Annotated in this window: 17 protein-coding genes; 6 read left to right on the top strand and 11 right to left on the bottom strand. The window is 69.6% G+C overall.

The window, feature by feature from the left end; all coding sequences use genetic code 11:
• Positions 1-507: 507 nt before the first annotated feature.
• From ACQQ2N_RS15185 to ACQQ2N_RS15230, 10 genes are all read right to left on the bottom strand, one after another.
• Positions 508-2700, bottom strand: a complete 2193-nt coding sequence (locus ACQQ2N_RS15185) for a hypothetical protein (RefSeq protein ID WP_440222418.1) — start codon at positions 2698-2700, stop codon at positions 508-510.
• 397 nt (positions 2701-3097) lie between these two features.
• The gene (locus tag ACQQ2N_RS15190) at positions 3098-5434 is read right to left on the bottom strand and encodes a winged helix-turn-helix domain-containing protein (RefSeq protein WP_440222419.1); all 2337 of its coding nucleotides are present in this window, start codon (positions 5432-5434) and stop codon (positions 3098-3100) included.
• A 129-nt stretch (positions 5435-5563) separates the two neighbouring features.
• Positions 5564-5893 carry a DUF3325 domain-containing protein gene (locus ACQQ2N_RS15195; RefSeq protein WP_440222420.1) on the bottom strand — a complete coding sequence of 110 codons (330 nt, stop codon included), beginning with the start codon at positions 5891-5893 and terminating at the stop codon, positions 5564-5566.
• A complete protein-coding gene (locus tag ACQQ2N_RS15200) occupies positions 5886-7562 on the bottom strand; it encodes a PepSY-associated TM helix domain-containing protein (RefSeq protein WP_440222421.1) in 1677 nt (558 codons plus the stop codon). The genes ACQQ2N_RS15195 and ACQQ2N_RS15200 overlap by 8 nt, the downstream gene beginning before the upstream one ends.
• A gap of 16 nt (positions 7563-7578) precedes the next feature.
• Positions 7579-7884 carry an iron uptake protein gene (locus tag ACQQ2N_RS15205; protein ID WP_440222422.1) on the bottom strand — a complete coding sequence of 102 codons (306 nt, stop codon included), beginning with the start codon at positions 7882-7884 and terminating at the stop codon, positions 7579-7581.
• Positions 7885-7955: 71 nt separating this feature from the next.
• Positions 7956-10160 (bottom strand): TonB-dependent siderophore receptor, encoded by a 2205-nt coding sequence (locus ACQQ2N_RS15210; protein WP_440225777.1) that lies wholly within the window; start codon positions 10158-10160, stop codon positions 7956-7958.
• A gap of 151 nt (positions 10161-10311) precedes the next feature.
• Positions 10312-11886 carry a PepSY-associated TM helix domain-containing protein gene (locus ACQQ2N_RS15215; RefSeq protein WP_440222423.1) on the bottom strand — a complete coding sequence of 525 codons (1575 nt, stop codon included), beginning with the start codon at positions 11884-11886 and terminating at the stop codon, positions 10312-10314.
• 7 nt (positions 11887-11893) lie between these two features.
• Complete coding sequence (locus ACQQ2N_RS15220; protein ID WP_440222424.1) at positions 11894-12157, bottom strand: hypothetical protein; 264 nt, start codon at positions 12155-12157, stop codon at positions 11894-11896.
• Positions 12157-12438, bottom strand: a complete 282-nt coding sequence (locus ACQQ2N_RS15225; protein ID WP_440222425.1) for a hypothetical protein — start codon at positions 12436-12438, stop codon at positions 12157-12159. The genes ACQQ2N_RS15220 and ACQQ2N_RS15225 overlap by 1 nt, the downstream gene beginning before the upstream one ends.
• A gap of 16 nt (positions 12439-12454) precedes the next feature.
• Positions 12455-14575: a TonB-dependent siderophore receptor gene (locus tag ACQQ2N_RS15230; protein ID WP_440222426.1), complete on the bottom strand. Its 2121-nt coding sequence runs from the start codon at positions 14573-14575 to the stop codon at positions 12455-12457.
• 253 nt (positions 14576-14828) lie between these two features.
• Between ACQQ2N_RS15230 and ACQQ2N_RS15235 the strand changes: the two genes are divergently transcribed.
• The 6 genes from ACQQ2N_RS15235 to csrA all read left to right on the top strand — a co-directional run bounded on the left by ACQQ2N_RS15235 (position 14829) and on the right by csrA (position 21163).
• On the top strand, positions 14829-15338 hold the full coding sequence (locus ACQQ2N_RS15235; RefSeq protein WP_440222427.1) for a CinA family protein: 510 nt from the start codon (positions 14829-14831) through the stop codon (positions 15336-15338).
• Positions 15339-15464: 126 nt separating this feature from the next.
• Complete coding sequence (gene recA / locus ACQQ2N_RS15240; RefSeq protein ID WP_440222428.1) at positions 15465-16496, top strand: recombinase RecA; 1032 nt, start codon at positions 15465-15467, stop codon at positions 16494-16496.
• A 112-nt stretch (positions 16497-16608) separates the two neighbouring features.
• The gene (locus ACQQ2N_RS15245) at positions 16609-17061 is read left to right on the top strand and encodes a TIGR01244 family sulfur transferase (RefSeq protein WP_440222429.1); all 453 of its coding nucleotides are present in this window, start codon (positions 16609-16611) and stop codon (positions 17059-17061) included.
• Positions 17062-17462: 401 nt separating this feature from the next.
• Positions 17463-17969 carry a regulatory protein RecX gene (locus ACQQ2N_RS15250; RefSeq protein ID WP_440222430.1) on the top strand — a complete coding sequence of 169 codons (507 nt, stop codon included), beginning with the start codon at positions 17463-17465 and terminating at the stop codon, positions 17967-17969.
• A gap of 61 nt (positions 17970-18030) precedes the next feature.
• A complete protein-coding gene (gene alaS / locus ACQQ2N_RS15255; protein ID WP_440222431.1) occupies positions 18031-20667 on the top strand; it encodes an alanine--tRNA ligase in 2637 nt (878 codons plus the stop codon).
• 295 nt (positions 20668-20962) lie between these two features.
• Positions 20963-21163, top strand: a complete 201-nt coding sequence (gene csrA / locus ACQQ2N_RS15260; protein ID WP_440222432.1) for a carbon storage regulator CsrA — start codon at positions 20963-20965, stop codon at positions 21161-21163.
• Between the two features lie 39 nt (positions 21164-21202).
• Here the strand turns inward: csrA and ACQQ2N_RS15265 are convergent, their stop codons facing one another.
• Positions 21203-21508, bottom strand: coding sequence for a hypothetical protein (locus ACQQ2N_RS15265; protein WP_440222433.1), 306 nt, complete (start codon positions 21506-21508; stop codon positions 21203-21205).
• Positions 21509-21668: the final 160 nt, after the last annotated feature.

Consider the following 21668-nt stretch of genomic DNA (forward strand, 5'->3'; position numbering starts at 1 on the left):
TCACCTCGGCGCGACGCAGGCCGGGCACGGGCAGATAGGGATGCCATGGCCTCGGCGGTCGCGATGCACGTCGCGAGCTCGGCCCGGCATGGGGTGGCGTTCCCGGCCATGCGTGCATGGCGAACGGTCACGCGGTGGATCGAGGAGGTCGATGCGACGTCCACGGTGACGGAGGGCGAAAGGATCGCGATGGCGTCGCGCGTCGTCGCGCAAGGCGTCCGGCACCGGGCAGCGTCGCGCCTCGAGGGCTGCGTGCCGAGGTCGACCACACGGAAGCGGCCAGGCCGCAGGCCGCGCGCGTATCCCTTCGCCATGGTCGATCCCCATCGATCCCTTGGGGGGAGTGTAGCCGACGGCAGGCATCGCGTGCGTGATCCCGCGACAAAGTTGCGATGCGAACGATCGTTGCACCCGACCGGACGTGAGTCCGGCTTTGGCGTTTGCCCGGATGCGGGCGAGGAGGTCGCGCCACCCTTGGGCGGCGCGACCGGACTCGGACACCTGTCCTCAGTAACGCACGTGCACGCCCTGGATCACGTGCATGTCGGGGTAGCCGACGTTGGCGGTCGGCGTCGGCAGCGGGATGCTGCACGAGGTCGCGCTGATGAAGCTCGGATGCGTCTGCGGCGAGGTGGTCGAGCCGATGTAGAACGTCGTGCCGTTCGTGTTGCCGTCTTCGGTCGAGACCTTCACGACGAGGTCGTGGCCGACCGTATCGGCGACCACGCCGTGCACGGGCACCTCGACCGAGGCGAGCAGGGCATCGGCAGGTGCGGCCATCACGGTCTGGCCGATCAGGTTGAGCTGGCCGATGTCGATCGTGTCGGCGGTCACCGCATGCGGGATCGTGTAAAGCGAGACGGTCATCGCGGGCGCACCGGTGGTCTGTTCGACCGACACCTCGACGCGGGTCACCTCGGCCGCAGTCGTCACGCCGTGTTCGCCGAACGCGTAGCGGCGCCAGTACTGGTTCGCGGCCGTGGTGCCGTTGCTGTTGCCGCAGGCCACGGAGTTCTGCGCGACCGGCGTCGCGTCACTGGTCTGGGCGAGCACGGCGGAGCCTTCGAAGCCGTGTGCGAACAGGCGGTCGACGATCTCGAACGTGCACGTCACCGCCACGTTCACGATGTCGGCGCCGGCGACCATGCCGTTGCCGTTGCTTACGGAGCAGGTCTGCGACGGGTTGGACGGCAGCGCCGACACGGTCACCGCGTAGTGGGATCCGTCGAGGATCGGCGTCGCGAACGTGAACGTGCCGTCCGCGGCGATCGGCAGTGTGTCGCCACCGTTCTGCTGCAGCACGAGGCCGCTGCCGGCGAGGCCGCTCACGGTGCCGCCGATCGTGTAGGCCTGCGGCGGCGTGCCGCCGAGCTCGAAGAAGTAGGCGGAGCCGGGCATGCGTGCGTCGGGCGACCGCCACAGCCACGAGCCGACCAGTGCCGTGTCGCCGTCGAACGTCACCGGGAGTCCGAACTGGAAACCGTTGGTGCTGTCGCTGGCCACGAAGCGCTGCGTCTCGACGAAGCTGCCGGTCGAACCGTCGAACGCGTAGACCGCACCCTGCGCACTGGCGTTGTGCCAGCCGTCGGCGCCGATCAGCGCGGTCGTGCCCTGCAGCGCGACCGAATGGCCGAACTTGTCGTGCGGCGCGCCGTCGCTGGCGACGACCTTCTGCACCTGGGTCCAGCTGCCTTTCGATTCGGCGAACACGTAGACCGCGCCCTGCATGTCGTTCCCGCCGGGTTCGGCGCCCCAGGCGCCGACGATGAAGGTCGAACCCGAGAGGGCGGTCGCGTAGCCGAAGTACGCGTTCGGCGCGGCGTCGGAGGCGACCAGCTTCTGGGTCTGCGACCAGGTGCCACCGCTGCGAGCGAACACGTAGACGGAGCCCTGGTAGGCCTCGTCGGCGTAGGCGCCGATCAGCGCACGATCACCGTCAAGGACGACCGAGTACCCGAAGATGTCGCCGGGGCCGCCGTCGCCTGCGACGATCTTCTGGCCCTGCGTCCACGTGCCGCCGCTCATCTCGTAGACGTAGGCCGCGCCCTGGAAGCCGTTCGTGCCGATCTCGGCGCCGTCGGCACCGATGATCGCGGTCGTGCCCTGCAGCGCGATCGAATAGCCGAAGTTGTCGAACATGCGGCCGTCGGGATCGGCGAGCTTCTGCGTCTGCGTCCACACGCCGTCGATGCGCTTGAACGCGTAGACCGCACCCTGGGAATAGTTGTCGTTGACCACCGTGCCGTAGGCACCGATCAGGGCCGTGTCGCCCTCGAACGCGATCGCGTCGCCGAACAGGCCGAAGGTATCGCCGTCGTCGGCGACGAGCTTCTGGGTGCGCGTCCAGACGCCGTTCGTCTTCTCGAACACGTACACGGCGCCCTGGGCGTCGTGGTCGCCGATCTTCGCCTGCTGCGCGCCGATCATCGCGGTCGTGCCGTGCACGACCACCGAGACGCCGAACTCGGGATCGAAGCCCGGATCGGTCTCGGTGACCTGCTGGGTCTGCACCCAGCCGTCGTCGCCGAGTGTCTGGCGCACGGCCGCGCGCAGGTCGGCGGGCGCGGAGGATCGGGTCAGCGTGGGCGGGGTCGGCGACGCGGCGTGCAGCGGTGCCGCGCAGGCGAGCACGGCCAGGGCGGCCATGAACCCGAACGAGCGCAAGCGATGCGCAGCCGGGTTGGAAGCAGAACCGTTCATGCGGGGATATTCCTCGAGGATGTGGAGCGGACCGACGCCCTGCGCGTGCCCATCCGCCTCGCACCCTCGCAATCCGGGGGATGGAAGCGGCTTGGACCTCGAGTCCCGCGCGGTGGCGACGGGCAGGGCGTGGTACCGATGCGGTGGTCAGTGGAGCGTCAGTCCTTCCCGGATGCGTCGCGTCCACGATGTGGAGCGCGGACGCGATGACCGCCACCGTCCACGATGCGCGGTCCGCGCAGGGCGGCGTCGGGCACGATCGCCGAAGGTCGGCCGCTGTTCCTTCAAAGGGAGTGAAAACGGACGCAAAAGCGACGCAATCGGCGCGCAGACGCGGCGGATCGGCCACTTCGATGTCATGCGCACGCCATCGACGGCCCTGCCGCGGTGCGCGGCGTCAGCGCGTCGCGGTCGCGATCGGGCGTTCCCCGGCGAGCTCGCGCGCGCGCTGCAGGGATCGGCCGGCGGCTTCCGATTGGCGCATCGCCTCGTGGGTGCGTGCGGCGATGAGCGCGCTGCGCAGGTCGCGGTCCGCCCAGGGCGCGACCCGGCCGGCCAGCGCGGAGGCGTCCTCGATCCTGCCGGCCTCCACGAGCGCCGCCACGTACGGCGTGGCCACGGCGAGGATGTCCTCGGGGATGGCCGAGCGCTCGGCCCGGGCCAGCGCGTCGGCGAAGCCGTCGAGGGCGACGTCGGCGCGCCCTTCGAGCCGCGCCTGGCGCGCGTCGAGCAGGACCTTGAGCAGCGCGCGCCGGTCGTTGGGCGAGCGTGTGAGCCACGCGTCGAGACGGGCCGATTCCGCCGCGGCAGCCGGGGCGTCGCCGGCGGCCTGGATCGCACGCACGCGCATGGCCCACGCGCCGAAGTAATCCTGCTCGTTGGCCGTCTCCAGCGCCGGAGTCAGCGCGGCCTGCGCGCGGCGTGCGGCATCGGCCCAGTCGCCGCGCGCGAGCGCGATCCCGGCCAGCGTGGCCTCGGCCTCGCTGCGCACCGCAGCGTCCTCGACGGCATCGCTGTCCTCCGCGATGCGCCGCAGCAGGGCCGTGGCCTCGTCGAGGCGACCCACGCCCTCGAGGGCGACGGCGCGGCTCAGCACGTTCCACCAGCGTTCGCGCGCGTTGGGTGCCTGGGCATCCTCGCGTCCGAGCCGCTCGGCGGCGGCGAGCGCCTTGTCGTGCTCGACCAGCATCGTGTAGGCCTCGATCAGTGAGCGCAGCGCCGAATCGCGCGCTTCGGGCACGGCGAGCACCTCGAAGCGCTCGGCGGCCTGTTCGAACTGCGGGACGGCGACCAGAGGCTGGCCGCGCACCATCGCGATCGCGCCGAGGTTGAGATCGGCGCGCGCCACGCCGAACGCGTCGTTGGCGGACTCGTGCAGCAGCCGGGCCTGGCCCATCGCGGCGGTGGCGGCGTCGATGCGGCCTTGCATCACGTCGACGCCGCCGCGGCCGGTCCAGGCCGCCGCCTTGGCCTTGGGATCGTTGACGAGCTTGAGCAGGTCGAGCGCCTTGTCGAACGCGGCGCCGGCCTCGTCGTACTTCTGTTCGCGGAACGCGACCACGCCGATCTGGGTGATCACGTGCGCACGCATGCGCGGATCGCGGTCCGGCGGAATGGACTCGAGCAGTGCTTCGCAGCGCGCGCGGCTGGCGTGGTAGTCGCCCTTGTAGAAGTCGACATACGCGAGGCTCAGCGCGATCTCGGGGCGCGCGAGCTGTTCGGGCGTGGCCTGCGCGGCGATCGCGCGGGCCACGTCGAGCTGGCCGGCGAGTCCGGCCGCGGCGATGCGCTGGGCGAGTTCCTCGACACCGTCGGGTGCGCCGGGTCGGACCGCGGGCGTATGGCCGAGGCCGACCAGCAAGGTATCGGCCGCACGCCGCGCCGCGACGAGCGCGTCGCGATCCTGCGCCTCGACGACACGTTTCATGCCGGACGGCCCGTAGGCGGAGAGCCGCACGTTCCACGACGTCCCGACCTGCGCGATCGCGGGCTTGATCCGCAAGGTCGCCACGTTGGTGACCGACGGGTCCACCTCGAGCGTGTCGGCGTCGATGCGCTTCGCGTTGACGAGGCCCACCGTGGTCTCGCTCGGCGTCGTCGTCAGTCCGCTGTCGCGCAACTGGTTCGCGATCAGGTCCATCGCGCCGAAGCGCAGCCAGGCCCAGTCGCCGGACGAGACGACGTCGGCGGGCAGGACCATCGCGGCGAGCGGTGTGGTCGTGGCGTCGAGCGGCGTGGAGGGTGAAAGTCGATCGGGTTCGCGGCCCGAGAACCACCACGCGCCCGCTGCCATGATCGCGACGACCATGGTCGCGGCGACTGCGAAGCCTTTGCGCAATGGACGGCGCGGCGGGGAGACTGGCGTGGTCGCCGTGCCAGCCGGCGCGGGGGCAGGCTCGACGGATTCTCTTGCCGCGTCGGATGTGAGCTCGCGCGTAGGCTCGACGGTCCAGCGGTAACCGAGGCGTGGCGTGGTGCGGATGCACGAGGCGTCGCCGATGACGCGGCGCAGGCGCATGATCGCCTGCGTGATCGAGGCCTCGCTGACGTCGGTGCGCCCCCACACGGCCGAGGCGAGTTCGTCGCGCCCGACCGAGCGGTCGCGGTGCCGGACGAGATGGATCAGGCAGTCGACCGTGCTGACGGGAAGGCTCTCGACGACCTCGCCGCGGCGAAGTTCGCGGGTCAGCGGATCGAGCAGGAATTCGCCGAAGGCGTAGACGGTGGAAGGCATGGCGGTAGCTTAACCGCGCGCATGGATAACGCGGCGGCACGACTCCGCAGTTGATCCTGCACAGGTGCCTGTCCTGATCTCCACGCGGGCGCATCGGCCGCAGGGGCGCCGACGCGCGGGTGCCTCGGGTCAGTCGGTCCGCGATACCGCGCGCCGCGGCACCAGCAGCCTGAGCCACTGCGCCTTGTGCGCGAGCGTGAACGCGATCATTAGCGCCGCTCCCGCGAGCGCCATGATCCAGACGAGCACCGCCATCGTCGCGTGGTCGACGGCGAGGCAGAGCGCGAGCGAGGCCACTATCGCACCCGCACCGAGCGAGCGCAGAACGTTGGCGGTGCGCGGCACGGGGCCACGCGCACCGAACACCTGCGGCCAGTGCGCTTCCATTGCGAGGGTGAGCCAGCCCATGCCGGCGATCGCGCATGCGAGTGCGCCGGCGAGCAGCAGCGGATCAAGCATGGGCGGCCTCCGCGCGTGCGGCACGCGGATCGACGGCATCGCCGGTGCGGCCGAGGCGGCGGGCCGCGACGAGGGCGAGCGTGGCCGTCGCGAGCAGGGCGAGGTCGAGGCCGGCGACGGGCCAGTACGCGCGCGACAGCGTGTGCAGAAGGTGGTCGCCCGTGGTGACTGCGTTGAGCACGACCGCGGACACCGCGAGCGCGGCGATCGCGAAGCACTGCTCGCGCCATGCGGGGTTCGAGAGGCCGCGCGCGACCGGCGCGCTGCGCACGAACGCGTGCAGCATCGCGAGCGCCCAGGCGGCCCAGAACAGGTAGCGCTCGAGGTCGCCGCGGCCCGGCCAGCCCTGTGGCAGTGCCTCGGGCAGCAGGCGGTTCGCGACGAGCATGCCGCAGGCCGCGACGATCATGCCGGTGACCGTGGTCACCGCGAGCGCATCGACGACGCGTGTACCCTGCAGGCCTTGCTTGGCGTGCTGGCGCTTGCGCTTCTCGACGAAGAAAAGGAAGCCCGTGACGATGCACACGCAGCCGGTCAGGCCACCGAGCACGTAGAGCCAGCGCAGCAGCCAGTGGCGGAAGTGCTGCAGGTGCAGGCCGGTCAGGAACTCGTTGACGCTGCCGACCGCGGTGGTCGGCGGATCCTCGCGCAGCACCTCGCCGGTCGCCGCCTTGAAGTGGATGCCTTCGCCGGTCAGCGCGATGCGGTCGGTGCCGGCGCGGTAGAGGCTCACGTAGGCGTTCGCCGCGCCGACGTGCTGCACGGCGAGGAAGCCGACGTCGCCGGCCATGTCCCTGGCTGCCCAGCGGCGCTGTGCCTCGGCGACCATCGCGTCGACCGAGGCGAGCGTGGCGCTTTCGGGCGAGCGATCGTGCGGCAGGCCGGTCTCTTCGGCCTCGATATGCTCGTGGTGCTCGTGCAGCGCATTCAGCTGCGTGTGCGTGACCGGGAAATAGATGCCCGCGAAGATCACGAGGCCCGTGAACGCGAAGAAGAAGTGGAACGGCAGCGCGACCACGCCGGTCATGTTGTGCAGGTCGAGCGTGCTGCGCTGACGGCTCTTGGCCGGGCGGAACGTGAAGAACTCGCGGAAGATCTTGCGGTGCATGATCACGCCGCTGACCAGCGCGACGAGCATCATCAGCGCGGCGAAGCCGACGATCCAGTAGCCGAGGCTGTTCCAGTACAGCGTGAGGCTGTAGTGCAACGGGTAGAAGAACTGGCTGCCGATCTTGAGGTGGTCGTCGGGCAGCGTCGCGCCATCGCGTGGATCGATCGTCGCGTAGGCCCAGATCGATTCCTCGGGATCCTTCGCGCCGGGCACCTCGTAGCCCGCGAACACGCCGAGCACGGGATCGCGATGCGTGGTGTACGCGCCCCAGCGCACCGGCGTGTCGAAACGCTCGGGCATCGGCCCGTCGACGCGCGGGCGCATCTCGTCGATCGCCGCGGGTGTCGGCTGCATCGCCTCGAAGACCGGACGCAGGATGCGGTCGAACGACGGCATCGGCTGCGGCTCGAAGCGCGAGGCCGGGATCGCCCAGCGGTCGATCTCGCGATCGAACACCGACAGCGAGCCGAAGAAGAACACGACGATGAGCACGAAGCCGAGCACGAGGCCGAACCACGTGTGGAGCCACGCCATCGCGAGGCGCATGTTCTGGAACATGGGGTTGCGTCTCCGGTCAGCGCAGGATGAGGTGCTGCGCGAAGGTTCCCGCCGCGGCCATCGCGGCACCGCCGCCGGCCAGCACGATCCACACGCGCGCGAGGCTGCGCGCGACGAACGCCCAGCAGAACGCGGTGAGGTAGACGAGGAACGCGACGATGCTGGCGAGGTGCTCGGCATCGTGGAAGGCCATGCCCGCGCCGTACAGCGACGGGATCGCGAGCGCGATGAGGCCCCACGCGAACGCATACCCGCCGAACACAGCGGCGGCGATGCGGACAAGCAGCGGGAGACGCGAATCGGTGGCGGTCCTGGCAGTCATCGGCGACGGACTCCTGGCATTGCGGTGTTCGTGGAGCCGCGGCGCGCGCCCTCGCGCGCCGCGGCCGGCGATCAGAAGCGGTACGTCACGTTGAGGTCGACGCTGCGCGGCGCGCCCCAGGTGTAGGTGCTGTACCAGCTGAAGATCGTGTAGTACTTCTTGTCGAGCAGGTTGTTGACGTTGACCGACGCCGACAGGTTGTCGTTGAAGCGGTAGCGTGCCATCGCGTCGAGCACCCAGTAGCCATCGACCGTGTGCTTGACGCTGTCGCCGCCCGGCGTGGAGATGTCGCCCCAGGTCTCGTCCTGCCAGCGCGCGCCGCCGCCGAAGGTCAGGCCCTTGAGGGTCTGCTGCGGCGAGTAGCTCGTGTAGAACGTAAAGCTGTTGGACGGCGTCAGCGTGGTCACGCGCGCGCCCTGCTGGCGCGAGAGGTGATGCGAATAGCCCGCCTGCACCTGCCAGCCCGGCAGGATGCGGCCCGAGGCCTCGATCTCGAAGCCTTCGGTCTCCACGCCCTTGGCGGCGCGGTAGGCGATGCCGCCGGTCGGCGTGAGGCCGCCGCTCTCGATGCCGAAGTTGTCCTGCTCGAGGCGGAACACCGCCGCCGACGCGTTGAAGCGGCCGTCGAGGAACTCGGCCTTGATGCCGAGTTCCATGTTGTTGCCTTCCACCGGCGCGAGCGTGCGGCCTTGCTCGTCCTGCAGCGACTGCGGGCTGAAGATGCTCGTGTAGCTCGCATAGGCCGAGTAGTGCTTGCCGAGGTCCTGCACGAGGCCGACGTAGGGCACGAACTCGCCGGAGGCGTCGAGGTCCTGCTCCTTGTTGCGGTAGTTGGAGAGACGGCCACCGGTGATGAGCTTGGTGGTGTCGTGCAGGTTCCAGCGCACGGCCGTGTAGAGGCCTTCCTCGCGCGTGGTCTCGTGATTGGTGTAGTCCGGATTGGCGCCCCAGGCCGGACGCGGCACGTCGCCGTTCCAGTGGTAGTAGTCGGTGACGTTGAAGTCGTAGGTCGGGTCGTTCCACCAGCCCGAATTGCGCCACACGCGACGTGACGCGCCCGCACCGACGACGAGCTCGTGCTCGCGGCCGGCCAGCGAGAACGGGCCGCTCGCGTAGGCGTCGGCGGCGTTGCTGATCGTGCGGCCGATGTACTGGCCCGCCCACATGCTCACGCCGGTGCCGTCGGCCGGGTTCGGGAAGCCCGAGGCGGCCGCGCCGAGGTTGGCGTCGTAGCCGTTGATCTGGTGGTTGAGCTGCAGCTTGGCGGTCCAGCCGTTGTCGAACGCGTGCTCGAGCGTGGCGAAGCCGGTGCGCGTGTACTGGTCCCAGTGGCTCCAGTTGGCGCCGTTGTTGAACGAACGCGGACGGTCGTTGAACTGGCCTTCCGAATTGAGGAGCGGGATGCCGCCCCAGGTCGACGCGGTCGGCATGCTGTCCTGGAAGTCGCCGCCGATCGTGAGCAGCGTCTGCGGGGTCAGGTCGGCCTCGAGGATGCCGTAGAACACCTGCGTCTCGCGCTTGTAGCGGTCGAGGTTGGTCTCGGCATCCTCGTACGCGGCGACCGCGCGTGCACGCACGCTGCCGCTCGTGTTGAGCGCGCCGCCGATGTCGATCGAGCCGCGGTAGTCGCTGTCGCTGCCGACACCGAGCGTGGCGCTGCCCGCGAAGTCGCGGGTCGGCTTCTTGCGGATCAGGTTGATCGTCGCACCGGGTTCGCCGCTGCCCGTGAGCAGGCCGGTCGAGCCCTTGAGCACCTCGATGCGGTCGTACAGCGCCATGTCGGTGAGCGTGTTGCCGGCCGAGTAGGCCGAGTCGCGGCGCATCGGGATGCCGTCGTACTGGAAGTTCTGGATCGCGAAGCCGCGCGAGTAGTACTCGGTGCGCTCGCTGTCGTAGGTGACGATCGCGATGCCCGGCGTGAGCGCCATCACCTGGTCGATCGAGGTCAGGTTGAAGTCGTCCATGGTCTGGCGCGTGACCACACTGATCGACTGCGGCGTCTGGCGCGGCGTGAGCACGAGGCGCGTGGCCGTGGCGATCGCGCCGGGCGTGTACGAGCCCGAGTTCTCGGTGATCTCGCCGAGTGCGTTCGCGGTGACCTCGACGGTCTCGAGCGTCTGCTCGTTCTCGACTTCCTTCTTCGTCGTGTCGGCATCCTGCGCGTGGGCGAACGCGGCGCCGCCGAACAGCGCGGCGGCGACGGCGACGTGGATCGCGCGTGCGAGCGGACGGCGCGCAGGCGTGGAAGGAAGGGCCGCGACCGCGGCGTGACGCATGGCATTCATGGAACGGGATCCTCGAAGGGAAGGGGAAACGGTGTCGGGGTGTCGCTTTTGTGTGTTGCTAATGCGAATCATTATCAATCAATTGGACGGCCGAAGCGAGCCGCGGCCGCGCGGCCGGGCGTCGCAGGTCGGTGTCTCGGGGTCAGTCAGGCGTTTGTGGAAGCGCCCACACGCTGTGCGGATCGCCATCGCGAGCGCGACGCGACGTGGCGCGTGCGAGGCCGGCGAAAGCGCCCGCGAACGCGAACGCGAGCGCGTCGATCCAGAACAAGGCCATGCGGCCTTCGGCGGCACTGATCCAGAACCAGCGCCCCGTGCACGCGCCGTGCACGAGCGGGATCGCGAGCGTGAGCACGGCGGTCGCGGCGAGCAGGTCGCGCGCAGCGAGCGCGGGACGACGCAGCGCCGCCCATGCGATCGCGGCGAGCCAGGTCGCGAAGCACGCGCTGCGCAGGATCGTGTCGACGTGCGTCGGCGCGAACGCTTCGGCGAGCGGTGCGGCGACGAACGCGGCCGAGATCGCCGCGCACAGGCCGATGCAGACGCCGACGGTCGCGCGCGCCATGTTCACGCTCGAGCGCGTCTGCTCGAGCTGGCGCCGCCGACGGCGCGACTCGATCCATAGCAGGTTGCCCGAGTAGAACAGGAACGCACCGCCGACCCCGAGCACGAAGTACAGCCACGGCACCGCGTGGTTGCCGTATTCGCCGAAGTGCAGCGCATAGGCCGAGGCCAGCGTCGCGTGGTTGGCGTCGCGCGTGCCGGGCAGCTGGTCGGCGAGCAGCGCGCCGGTCGAGGCGTCGAGCGCGACCGCGCCGAGCGGGCCGAGTGCACGCGGCGCGGCGCCGGTGATCTCGACGACCGCGTTCGCGTCGCCCGCGTTGACGAGCTTGAGGTAGGCCGGTTCGAACGAGGCGAGCCCGCGTTCGTGCGCGACCTCGCTCGCACGCTGCGCCCACAGCGCGAGCGAGCCCGGCGGCGCCGGCGTGTTGGCGGCCGCGCGCACGGGCGCGGTGTCGAGCGCGGCCTGGCTCGCCTGCATGAGGCGGCCTTCGTAGATCAGCGGATCGAGCGCGAGCATGAAGATCGGCAGCAGGCACAGCAGCGCGCCCGTGATCGCGAACATGATGTGCATCGGCAGGCTCAGCACGCCGACCACGTTGTGCGCGTCCTGCCAGAACTGCTTGAGGTTGCGTCCAGGGCGCAGCGCGAACAGGTCCTTCGCGAGCTTGGGCAGGTGGATCACCGTGCCCGAGACGAGCGCGAGGCCGTAGAGCAGGCTCACGATGCCCATGAGCCAGATGCCCGCGACGGGCATGCCGAGCGAGTAGTGCAGTTCGTTGACGAGTTCGGCGAGGCCGGCATGCGGCGGCTTGCTGTCGCCGTCGAGGTCGTCGAGCGTGGCGTACTTCCAGGTGCCGTCGGCTTCGGGCCAGTAGATGACCGACTCGGGTGATTCGTCGCCGGGAAACAGCATGCCGACCCACTGGCGCGAGGCGGGGTGCCTGTCGAGCACGCCGTCGAGCAGGCGCTGCGCATCGTCGAGCGTCTGCATCGGCCGCGCGGTCGCGTGTGGCGCCTGCCACAGCGGCAGGTCGTGATGGAACACCGTGATCGCGCCCGCGTAGAACGCGACGAACAGCGCGAAGCCGGCGATCAGGCCGGTCCAGGTGTGTACGGTCGTGAAGGTACGCAGCGTGGTCGACGAGAGCTTCATGCGCGCCTCACTGCACGAGCGCTGATGCGCGAAGCGCCGCGAGCAGACCGAAGCCGATGCCGGCGATGCCGGCGAGCAGCATCCACGCGCGCGCCGCCGTGCGCGGCACGAACGCGAGCGCGGCGAAGCCGATCCACAGCGGCACGAACGCGATGATCGCGGGCACGATCGCGCCGGACCAAGGCCCCGGCGGCAACCACGACACGAGACCGGTCATGGCGATCGCGGCGAGCAGGCCCGCGATCGCGGCGGCGAAGGCGCGACTCGCCATCAGCCCTCGTCCCGCGCGTGGCGCGTCGCCGGCACCAAGGCCCAGGCGAGGTAAGGCATCGCGACGAGCATCGGCATCCAGCAGGCGAGCATCACGCACAGGCCCGCGCCGACGCCGAGCACGACGATCCACGCGGCGAGCGAGGCCGCGGCGAGCACGAGGCCCGGCCACGTGCCGAATGCGCGAAGCCGTCGCAGCGCCGGCACGCGGCCGTTCGGCGAGGCACCGTACAGCGCGATCGCCGAGGCGATCGCGAGCACGGCCGCGAGGGAGGCGGTCATCGTCATCGCGCCGTCGTCACCACTGGTAGCGCAGGCTGGCCATCACGGTGCGCGGGTAGCCGTAGTAGCACCATGCGGCGCTGTTGCAGGCCGTGAGGTAGCGCTTGTCGGTGAGGTTGCTCGCGTTGAGCTGCACGCGCCACTGTTCGATGTCGTAGTGCAGGCTCGCGTCGACGAGCGTGTACGACGGCGTGCGCCAGTCGTTGTAGATGTCGCCGTAGTGGTCGCCGACGTAGCGCACGCCCGCGCCGAAGCCGAAGCCCGACAGCGCGCCCTGCGTGAACGTGTGGTCGAAGCCGAGCGAGGCCGAATTGCGCGGCTGCAGCGCGATCTGCTTGCCGAGCGCGCCGGCGTCGTTGGTCTTGGTGACTTCGGAATCGATGTAGGCATAGGCGCCGTACAGGCTGAAGCCGTCGCCGATGTTCCAGCGACCCTCGAGCTCGACGCCGCGCACCTCGGTCTCGCCCTGCTGCACCGAGTACAGCGTGTGGTCGGGATCGATCGTGAGCGTGTTCTCCTGCGTGATCTCGTACACCGACAGTGTCGCGAGCAGGCGGCCGCCGGCCGGCTGGTACTTGATGCCGGCCTCGATCTGGTCGCCCTTGGTCGGCTTGAACGTGCTGCCGTCGAACGCGCGGCCGACGGTCGGCTGGAACGACTGCGAGTAGCCGACGTACGGTGCGAAGCCGTTGTCGAACACGTAGTTGACGCCGGCGCGGCCCGAGAACTTCTTGTCCTTCTGGCCGGTGCTGCCGCCGGCGAGCAGGTCCTTCGTATCGGTGTCCACCCAGTCCTGACGTCCACCGAGGCTGAAGATCCAGCGGTCGACGCGGATCTGGTCCTGCACGTAGACGCCGGTCTGCTCCTGGGTCTGGCGCGTGCTGCTGAGGTAGTCCGGCGTCACCACCGGCGCGCCGTAGACCGGATCGAAGAGGTCGAGCGGCGCGACCGCGTACGAGCCGTCGGCGTTGAACATCACGAACGCCGACGCGTAGTCGGTGCGCAGGCGGCGGTAGTCGAGACCGGCGAGCACGGTATGGCGCACCTGGTCGCCGAACGTGAACTCGGCGTGGTTGTCGATCGTGAAGGTCTTCGTCGCTTCCTCGGTCGCCCACAGGTAGCGGAACAGGCTGCGCTGGTCGGCGAGCAGGCCGAACGCGCCGACCAGCGTGCTCGGATCGATCTCGGTGTCGCCGTAGCGCAGGTTCTGGCGGAAAGTGGCGGCGTCGGAGAACACGTGCTCGTACTCGTAGCCGAGCGACGCGATCGTCTTGACGTAGCCGTTCGCGCCGGGCTCGCCCGTGAAGCGGTCGGTCGGAATGCGGCCATTCGGGTTCGGCAGCAGCGTGCCTTCGGCCGGCAGGAAGCCCGCGCCGGCGACCGTGTCGGCCTTCTGCCAGCGACCGAGCAGGGTGAGCGTGTTGGACTCGTCGGGCTTCCACGTCAGCGCGGGCGCGAAGTAGTAGCGGTCGTCGTGGATGTAGTCGACCGGGTCGTCGCTGTTGCGCGCGAGGCCGGTCAGGCGGTACAGCCAGGTGCCGTCGTCGGTGAGCGGACCGCCCATGTCGAACTGCGCCTGGCGCAGGTCGAAGCTGCCGGCCTGCAGCTCGACTTCGCCGAACGCGGTCTCGGTCGGACGCTTGCTCACGTAGTTGACGAGGCCGCCCGGCGGCATCGCGCCGTAGTTGATCGATGCCGGGCCCTTGAGCACCTCGATGCGCTCGAGGCCGTACGGTTCGATGCGCGTGATGCCGGTGCCCGAGCCGTCGGCCAGCGAAAGGCCGTCGAGGTAGCGCGCCGGCGTGAAGCCGCGCACGAGCAGCCAGTCGCTGCGCGAATCGGGACCGTAGCCGCCGCCTTGCGCGCCAGCCGTGTACCACACGGCTTCCTCGACGCCGTGGATGCCGCGGTCGCGCATCTGCTGGTCGGTGATGACCGAGATCGACTGCGGGATCTCGAGGATCGGCGTGTCGGTCTTGGTCGCCGCGCCGCTGTCCTTGGCGATCGGCGCGGTCACGGTGACCGTCTCGAGCGAGGTGTCGTCGTCATGCGCCTGCGCCGATGCGGCGACGGGAAGGGCGAAGGCGATCGCGGCGGCGAGAGCACGCAGGCGGGAAGGGGTAAGGTTCGGGCGCATGGAGATGGATCCGGAAGGGGCGGTGGAGCGGCGGAAGAATGCCGCTGCGAATGCGAATGATTCGGATTTTCTCACGAAAAGTGAACGTTTTGTGGTCTGCGTCACATCTGCGAAATGGTTCCATGATCCGTTCAGGCGGACGTCCGGATGGCCGACCAGGCGCGCCGCGCCCGTCCCTTCGGGGGCTCGCAGGCTCGACGCCTCCGGCGCGATCCGCTACCGTTCCGGGTCCGATCCCGCGTCCGGCTGCATCGTGTCCGACACCGGTTCCCACGACGATCCGCATCTCCAGCAGCTCGCCCAGACCGTGGCCTCGCTGCTCAACACGCGCGGCATGACCATCGTGACGGCCGAGTCGTGCACGGGCGGCTGGATCGCCAAGGCGCTGACCGACATCGCCGGCAGTTCGGGCTGGTTCGAGTGCGGCGTCGTCGCGTACAGCTACGAGGCCAAGGAAGCCCTGCTCGGCGTGCAGCCGCAGACGCTCGAGCGCACCGGTGCGGTGAGCCAGGAGACCGTCGTCGAGATGGTCTCGGGCGCGCTCGCGCGCTACGGCGCCAGCGTGGCCGTGGCCGTGACCGGCATCGCCGGGCCCGGCGGCGCGACCCCGGGCAAGCCGGTCGGCACGGTATGGATCGGCTGGAAGCGGCGTGGCGGCTACGCCAAGGCCGAGCTGTTCCATTTCGACGGCGACCGCGAGGCCGTGCGCCGCCAGACCGTCGCCTGCGCGCTCGAGGGCGTGCGGCGGATTCTTACGAACTGACGCGCCGACCGGCGCTGGCCGGGCGTCGGCGCTGTGGGATAATCACGTTCCTGCCGCGACGTCTCAGCCCGTGAGAACCGCACGCGGCACGCTTGCTCCCACGACTTTCCCACGAGGTGGTACCCGATGGACGACAACAAGCGCCGCGCGCTCGCTTCCGCGCTTTCGCAGATCGAGAAGCAGTTCGGCAAGGGCGCGGTCATGCGCATGGGCGACCGCACCGATGAGGGCATCGAGACCATCTCGACCGGCTCGCTGGGCCTCGACATCGCGCTCGGCGTCGGCGGCCTGCCGCGCGGCCGCGTCGTGGAGATCTACGGTCCGGAATCCTCGGGCAAGACCACGCTGACGCTGCAGGTCATCGCGGCCTGCCAGAAGGCCGGCGGCACCGCCGCGTTCGTCGATGCCGAGCACGCGCTCGACCCGAGCTACGCTGAAAAGCTCGGCGTCAACGTCGAGGACCTGCTCGTCTCGCAGCCCGACACGGGCGAGCAGGCGCTCGAGATCTGCGACATGCTCGTGCGTTCGAATGCAGTCGACGTGGTCGTCGTCGACTCGGTCGCGGCGCTCACGCCGAAGGCCGAAATCGAGGGCGAGATGGGTGATTCGCACGTCGGCCTGCAGGCGCGCCTCATGAGCCAGGCGCTGCGCAAGCTCACCGCCAACATCAAGAAGTCCGGCTGCCTCGTCATCTTCATCAACCAGATCCGCATGAAGATCGGCGTGATGTTCGGCAGCCCCGAGACGACCACGGGCGGCAACGCTCTCAAGTTCTACGCCTCGGTGCGCCTGGACATCCGCCGCATCGGCGCGGTCAAGCGCGGTGAGGAAGTGATCGGTTCGGAGACGCGCGTCAAGGTCGTCAAGAACAAGGTCGCGCCGCCGTTCCGCCAGGCCGAGTTCGAGATCCTCTATGGCGAGGGCAGTTCGCGCGAAGGCGAGCTCATCGAGCTCGGCGTCGCCCACAACCTCGTCGACAAGTCGGGCGCCTGGTACAGCTACAAGGGCGACCGCATCGGCCAGGGCAAGGACAACGTGCGCAACTACCTCAAGGAGCACACCGCGATCGCCAACGAGATCGACGTGGCGCTGCGCGAGAAGCTGCTCGTGAAGTCCGGCAACTCGCCGCTGCCGGCGGTCGAGGTCGAGGAGGCCTGACTGGCCCATGCACGCCGGCACGCGTCGAGCGACGCGTGGGATCGCGCGGTTCGGCGCGATCCTGCTGGCGTGCGGCCTCGCGGCCGTGACGTCGGCACGCGAGGCCGTGGACATGACGTCCAAAGCCCCGCGCGAGCTCGTGCCCGGCGTGCTGATCACCGGGCAGGTCGCGCCGGGCGATGTCCCCACGCTGCACGCGCAAGGCGTGCGCACGATCGTCGCGATGCGCCCAGACGGTGAAGACGCCGGCCAGCCGAGTGCAGCCGACGTCGAAGCCGCGGCGCGTGCGCAAGGCGTCGCGTTCGCGAACGTACCCGTGGCGGGACGTATCGGGCCCGCCCAGGTCGCTGGTCTCGCCGCCGTGCTCGCGCGTACCGAGGGGCCGGTGGTGCTGTACTGCCGGAGCGGTCGCCGTGCCGCGCTGACGTGGGCACTCGCCGAAGCCTCGCGTCCGGATGGACGCGATGCGGCCGCGATCCGTGCGGCGCTCGAAAGCGCCGGACAGTCCGCAGGCGGACTCGAGGCCGAGATCACCTCGCGCATCGCCGCGCGGCCTTCGCCGTGAGACTTGTCATGGCTTCGTACGCTCCTTTCTCTTCTCCCTCCGGGAGAAGAGCTGCCCCGTACCCGATGCGGGGTTACCCGCAGGGTCGGATGCGGGTCCGGGATCGCGACGATGATCGGGCGTCATGACGATTCCGCACCCTCTCCCCAACCCCTCTCCCGGAGGGAGAGGGGCTCGAGCGCAACGCCGCTCCGGGAGGGCACGTCGGACCTGTGCGGTCGTGCGACGTTGAGCGTCAGCACGCACCATTCGATGGCTTCGATGGCTTCGATGGCTTCGATGGCCGCGCGGCGCGGTGGTGGGGTATTCCCCGCACAGCCGTGCGCATCCGCGCGCATGTCGATGCGTTCGACGCGTACAGGCGTCGCGTTGCATACGTGGCGCATGCAACAGGTCTGTCGATGACGGACAGAGACGACACCCGGCGCGCGCGCCGCACGAAACCCGTACCCTCTGCCCTCGGCAAGGCCGTCGACCTGCTGTCGCGGCGTGAGCAGTCGCGACGTGAGCTCAAGACCAAGCTTGCGCGTGGCGGCTACGCGCGCGAGGAGGTCGAGGCCGCGGTCGAGACCGTCGTCGACAAGGGCTACCAGGACGATGCGCGTTTCGCTGCCGTGCTCGCGCGCACGCGCGCCGGCGCCGGCTACGGGCCGCGCCGCATCGCCGCCGAACTCAAATCCCACGGTGTCGCCGATGCGGCGATCGCCGAAGCACTCGCCGAGACCGACGCGGACTGGCCCGCGATCGCGCGGCGTCAGCTCGAGCGTCACTACGGCCGTGGCGGCACGAGCGACCCCAAGGAGCGCGCGAAGCGTGCGGCGTTTCTCTTGCGTCGGGGCTTCGATGCCGCCACAGTGGGCGCCCTTACGCGCGCCGAATTCGGCGATCCGGGCGACACCTTCGATTGAGAAGGCGGCGCCGAGGACGCAGATCCGGCGTGTCCGCAGTTCCACCGGCTAGCCAGATTCCATGAAAACCAGCGCCGACATCCGTTCCGACTTCCTCGCGTTCTTCCGCTCCAAGGGCCACGCGATCGTGCCGTCGAGCTCGCTCGTCCCGGCCAGCGATCCGACCCTGCTGTTCACGAACTCGGGCATGGTCCCCTTCAAGAACATGTTCCTCGGCAGCGAGAAGCCGCCGGCCGCACGCGTCGCCGACGTGCAGCGCTGCCTGCGTGCGGGCGGCAAGCACAACGACCTCGATTCGGTCGGCTACACGGCGCGCCACCACACGTTCTTCGAGATGCTCGGCAACTGGTCGTTCGGCGACTACTTCAAGCGCGACGCGATCCTGTGGGCGTGGGAACTGCTGACCGACGTCTGGAAGCTGCCGAAGGAGCGCCTGCTCGTCACGGTCTACCACACCGACGACGAGGCCTACGCGATCTGGAACGAACAGGTCGGCGTGCCGGCCGAGCGCATCGTGCGCATCGGCGACAACAAGGGGGCGCCGTATGCGTCCGACAACTTCTGGCAAATGGCCGACACGGGTCCGTGCGGCCCGTGCACCGAGATCTTCTACGACCACGGCGACCACATCGCCGGTGGCCCGCCGGGCTCGCCCGACGAGGACGGCGACCGCTTCATCGAGATCTGGAACCTCGTCTTCATGCAGTTCGATCGTGCCGCCGACGGCACGCTGACGCCGCTGCCGGCGCCGTGCGTCGACACGGGCATGGGCATGGAGCGCCTCGCCGCCGTGCTGCAGCACGTGCACACGAACTACGAGATCGACCTGTTCCAGCACCTGATCAAGGTCGCCTCGGCGCTGACGTCCACGCCGGACCTCGAGAACAAGTCGCTGCGCGTCATCGCCGACCACATCCGTGCGTGCTCGTTCCTGATCGTCGACGGCGTGCTGCCGTCCAACGAAGGCCGCGGCTACGTGCTGCGCCGGATCATCCGCCGCGCGCTGCGGCACGGCTGGATGCTCGGCGTGCGCGGTGATTTCTTCTGGAAGATGGTCGAGCCGCTCGTCGCCGAGATGGGCGAGGCCTACCCGGAACTCGCCGAGAAGCGCGACCGCGTCGAGCGCGCGCTCAAGGCCGAGGAAGAGCGCTTCGGCGAGACGCTCGAGCAGGGCATGAAGCTGTTCGCCGAGGTCGCCGCACGTTCGGGCGATACGATCCCGGGCGTCGACGCATTCCGCCTCTACGACACCTACGGTTTCCCGGTCGACCTCACGGCCGACATCGCGCGCGAGCGCGGGCTCACCGTCGACATGGCCGGTTTCGAGAAGGCCATGGACGAGCAGCGCGAACGCGCGCGTGCGGCGAGCAGCTTCGAATCCAAGGGCCAGCTGCCGGCCGAGGTCGCCTCGCAGCTCGCGCCGACCACGTTCCTCGGCTACGACGCGCTCGCCTCCGACGGCGAAAGCGTGGCCGCGATCGTGCGTGGCGGCCGCCGCCTCGATTCGCTCGCCGACGGCGAGGAAGGCATCGTGCTGCTCGCGCGCACACCGTTCTACGCGGAGTCGGGTGGCCAGGTCGGTGATACCGGCGAACTCGTCACCGCCGACGGCCGTTTCGTCGTCACCGACACGATCAAGCTCGGCGGTGCCTTCCACGGCCACGTCGGCCGCTGGCAGGGCCGCGTGCCGCTCGCCGCGGGCGCGAGCGTCGATGCGCGCGTCGACGGCGTGCGCCGCGCGTCGATCGTGCACAACCACTCCGCGACCCACCTGCTGCACGCCGCGCTGCGCCACGTGCTCGGCGAGCACGTGACCCAGAAGGGTTCGCTGGTCGCGCCGGATCGCCTGCGCTTCGACTTCGCGCATTTCCAGCCGGTCACGCGCGAGGAGCTGCGCCGTATCGAGGATCTCGTCAACGCCGAGATCCGCGGCAATGCGAGTGCCGACGTCGCCCACATGTCCTACGACGCCGCGATCGAATCGGGCGCGATGGCGCTGTTCGGCGAGAAGTACGGCGACGAGGTGCGCGTGCTGCGCATGGGCGCGTTCTCGACCGAACTCTGCGGCGGCACGCACGTCGGCCGCACCGGCGACATCGGCCTGTTCAAGATCCTGTCCGAAGGCGGCGTCGCTTCGGGCGTGCGGCGCATCGAGGCGGTCAGCGGTGCGGCCGCGATGGCGCACGTCGTCGACGAGGAAGCGCGCCTCGGCGCGATCGGCGAGCTGCTGTCGGCGAGCGCCGGCGACGTGGTCGACAAGCTGCGCCAGCTGCTCGATCGCCAGAAGAAGCTCGAGCGCGAGCTCGACGGCTTCAAGGCGCGCGCCGCGAGCGCGGCGACGGCCGACCTGGCCGACCACGCACGCGAGGTCGCCGGCATCAAGGTGGTCGCCGCACGCGTCGACGGCCTCGATGCCAAGGCGCTGCGCGACGGCGTCGACACGCTCAAGCAGAAGCTCGTCGACTGCGTCGTGCTGCTCGCCGCGGGTGCGGACGGCAAGATCTCGCTCGTCGGTGGCGTCGGCGGTGCGGCGCTCGGTCGCATCAAGGCCGGTGACGTCGTCGCGCACGTCGCCTCGGCGATCGGTGGCAAGGGCGGCGGCAGGCCGGACATGGCGCAGGGGGGCGGCAACGACACGCCCGAACTCGCCGGACTGCTCGCGGCGCTGCCGGAGTGGGTCGGCGGCCGTCTGGGCTGACCGGCACTTGCATTCGCACAACGTCGGTGCATCGACGAAAAGCCCTGTGCGGTTCGTCATTTGCGCCGTTTGGACGCCTGTCTTAGTATCGAATGGTTAGGTACCGCGTCGCCTGCGGGGGCGGGTGATGCGGTGTCGGACATGCCATAGCGGTTGGTTATGGGGTATGCGTCGCGAGTCCAGCGAGGGAGGCTGGCAGCGACTACCGGAGGAGAAGGTCCCCTGTACGCACAGGATGTGCAGCAGGACGATCCCGAATCCGGACCGACAACACATGCGTCAAGGAGAGTAGGAAATGCTGATTTTGACCCGTCGAGTCGGAGAGACTCTGATGATCGGTGACGAAGTGACGGTCACCGTCCTCGGCGTGAAAGGCAACCAGGTGCGTATCGGTATCAACGCCCCGAAGGATGTCGCCGTTCACCGCGAGGAGATCTACCAGCGCATCAAGCGCGAGCAGCACCCGGACGAGGCTGGTCCGGTCGAGCAGGTCTAAGGAAACCGGTCGCCACGCTGCGGTGGCACCAGGGTCGAATCATCGCTGCGCCGGCCGCTTCATGCCGGCACCGATCAGGGGGTCGGCGCGATGATGGCGACGTGAAGGCATCGCCTGCCGATGCCGCTCCCGTCGACGAAGACACACGAGCACGAACACCAGGACGGGGCCCGCTTCGGCGGGCCTCGTGCTTTCTGCGTTTTGCCCACCGGCGGCGGGCCGCCACAAGCGGGGGTCAGGTTCATTTGCCTTGATGCGCAGCTGACTTTCGAAGCGCACATCGGGCAAATGAACCTGACCCCGGCGTCTGGTCGCGATCGTTCGCGCCAGAATGGCCAGCAGCATTCGTGATCAGGTGGAGAACGACGACGTGCTTCACGCCTCGCCGTCGCTCGCCTCGAGGCTCTCAGGCAGGCCCGGCAGGGCCGTACCGACGTTGTCGCGACGCCACAAGCTGGGGTCAGGTTCATTTGAGTTGATGCGCAGCTGACCTTCGAAGCGCACA

The sequence above is a fragment of the Dokdonella aquatica genome (assembly GCF_051987395.1).
Lineage (GTDB): Bacteria > Pseudomonadota > Gammaproteobacteria > Xanthomonadales > Rhodanobacteraceae > Dokdonella.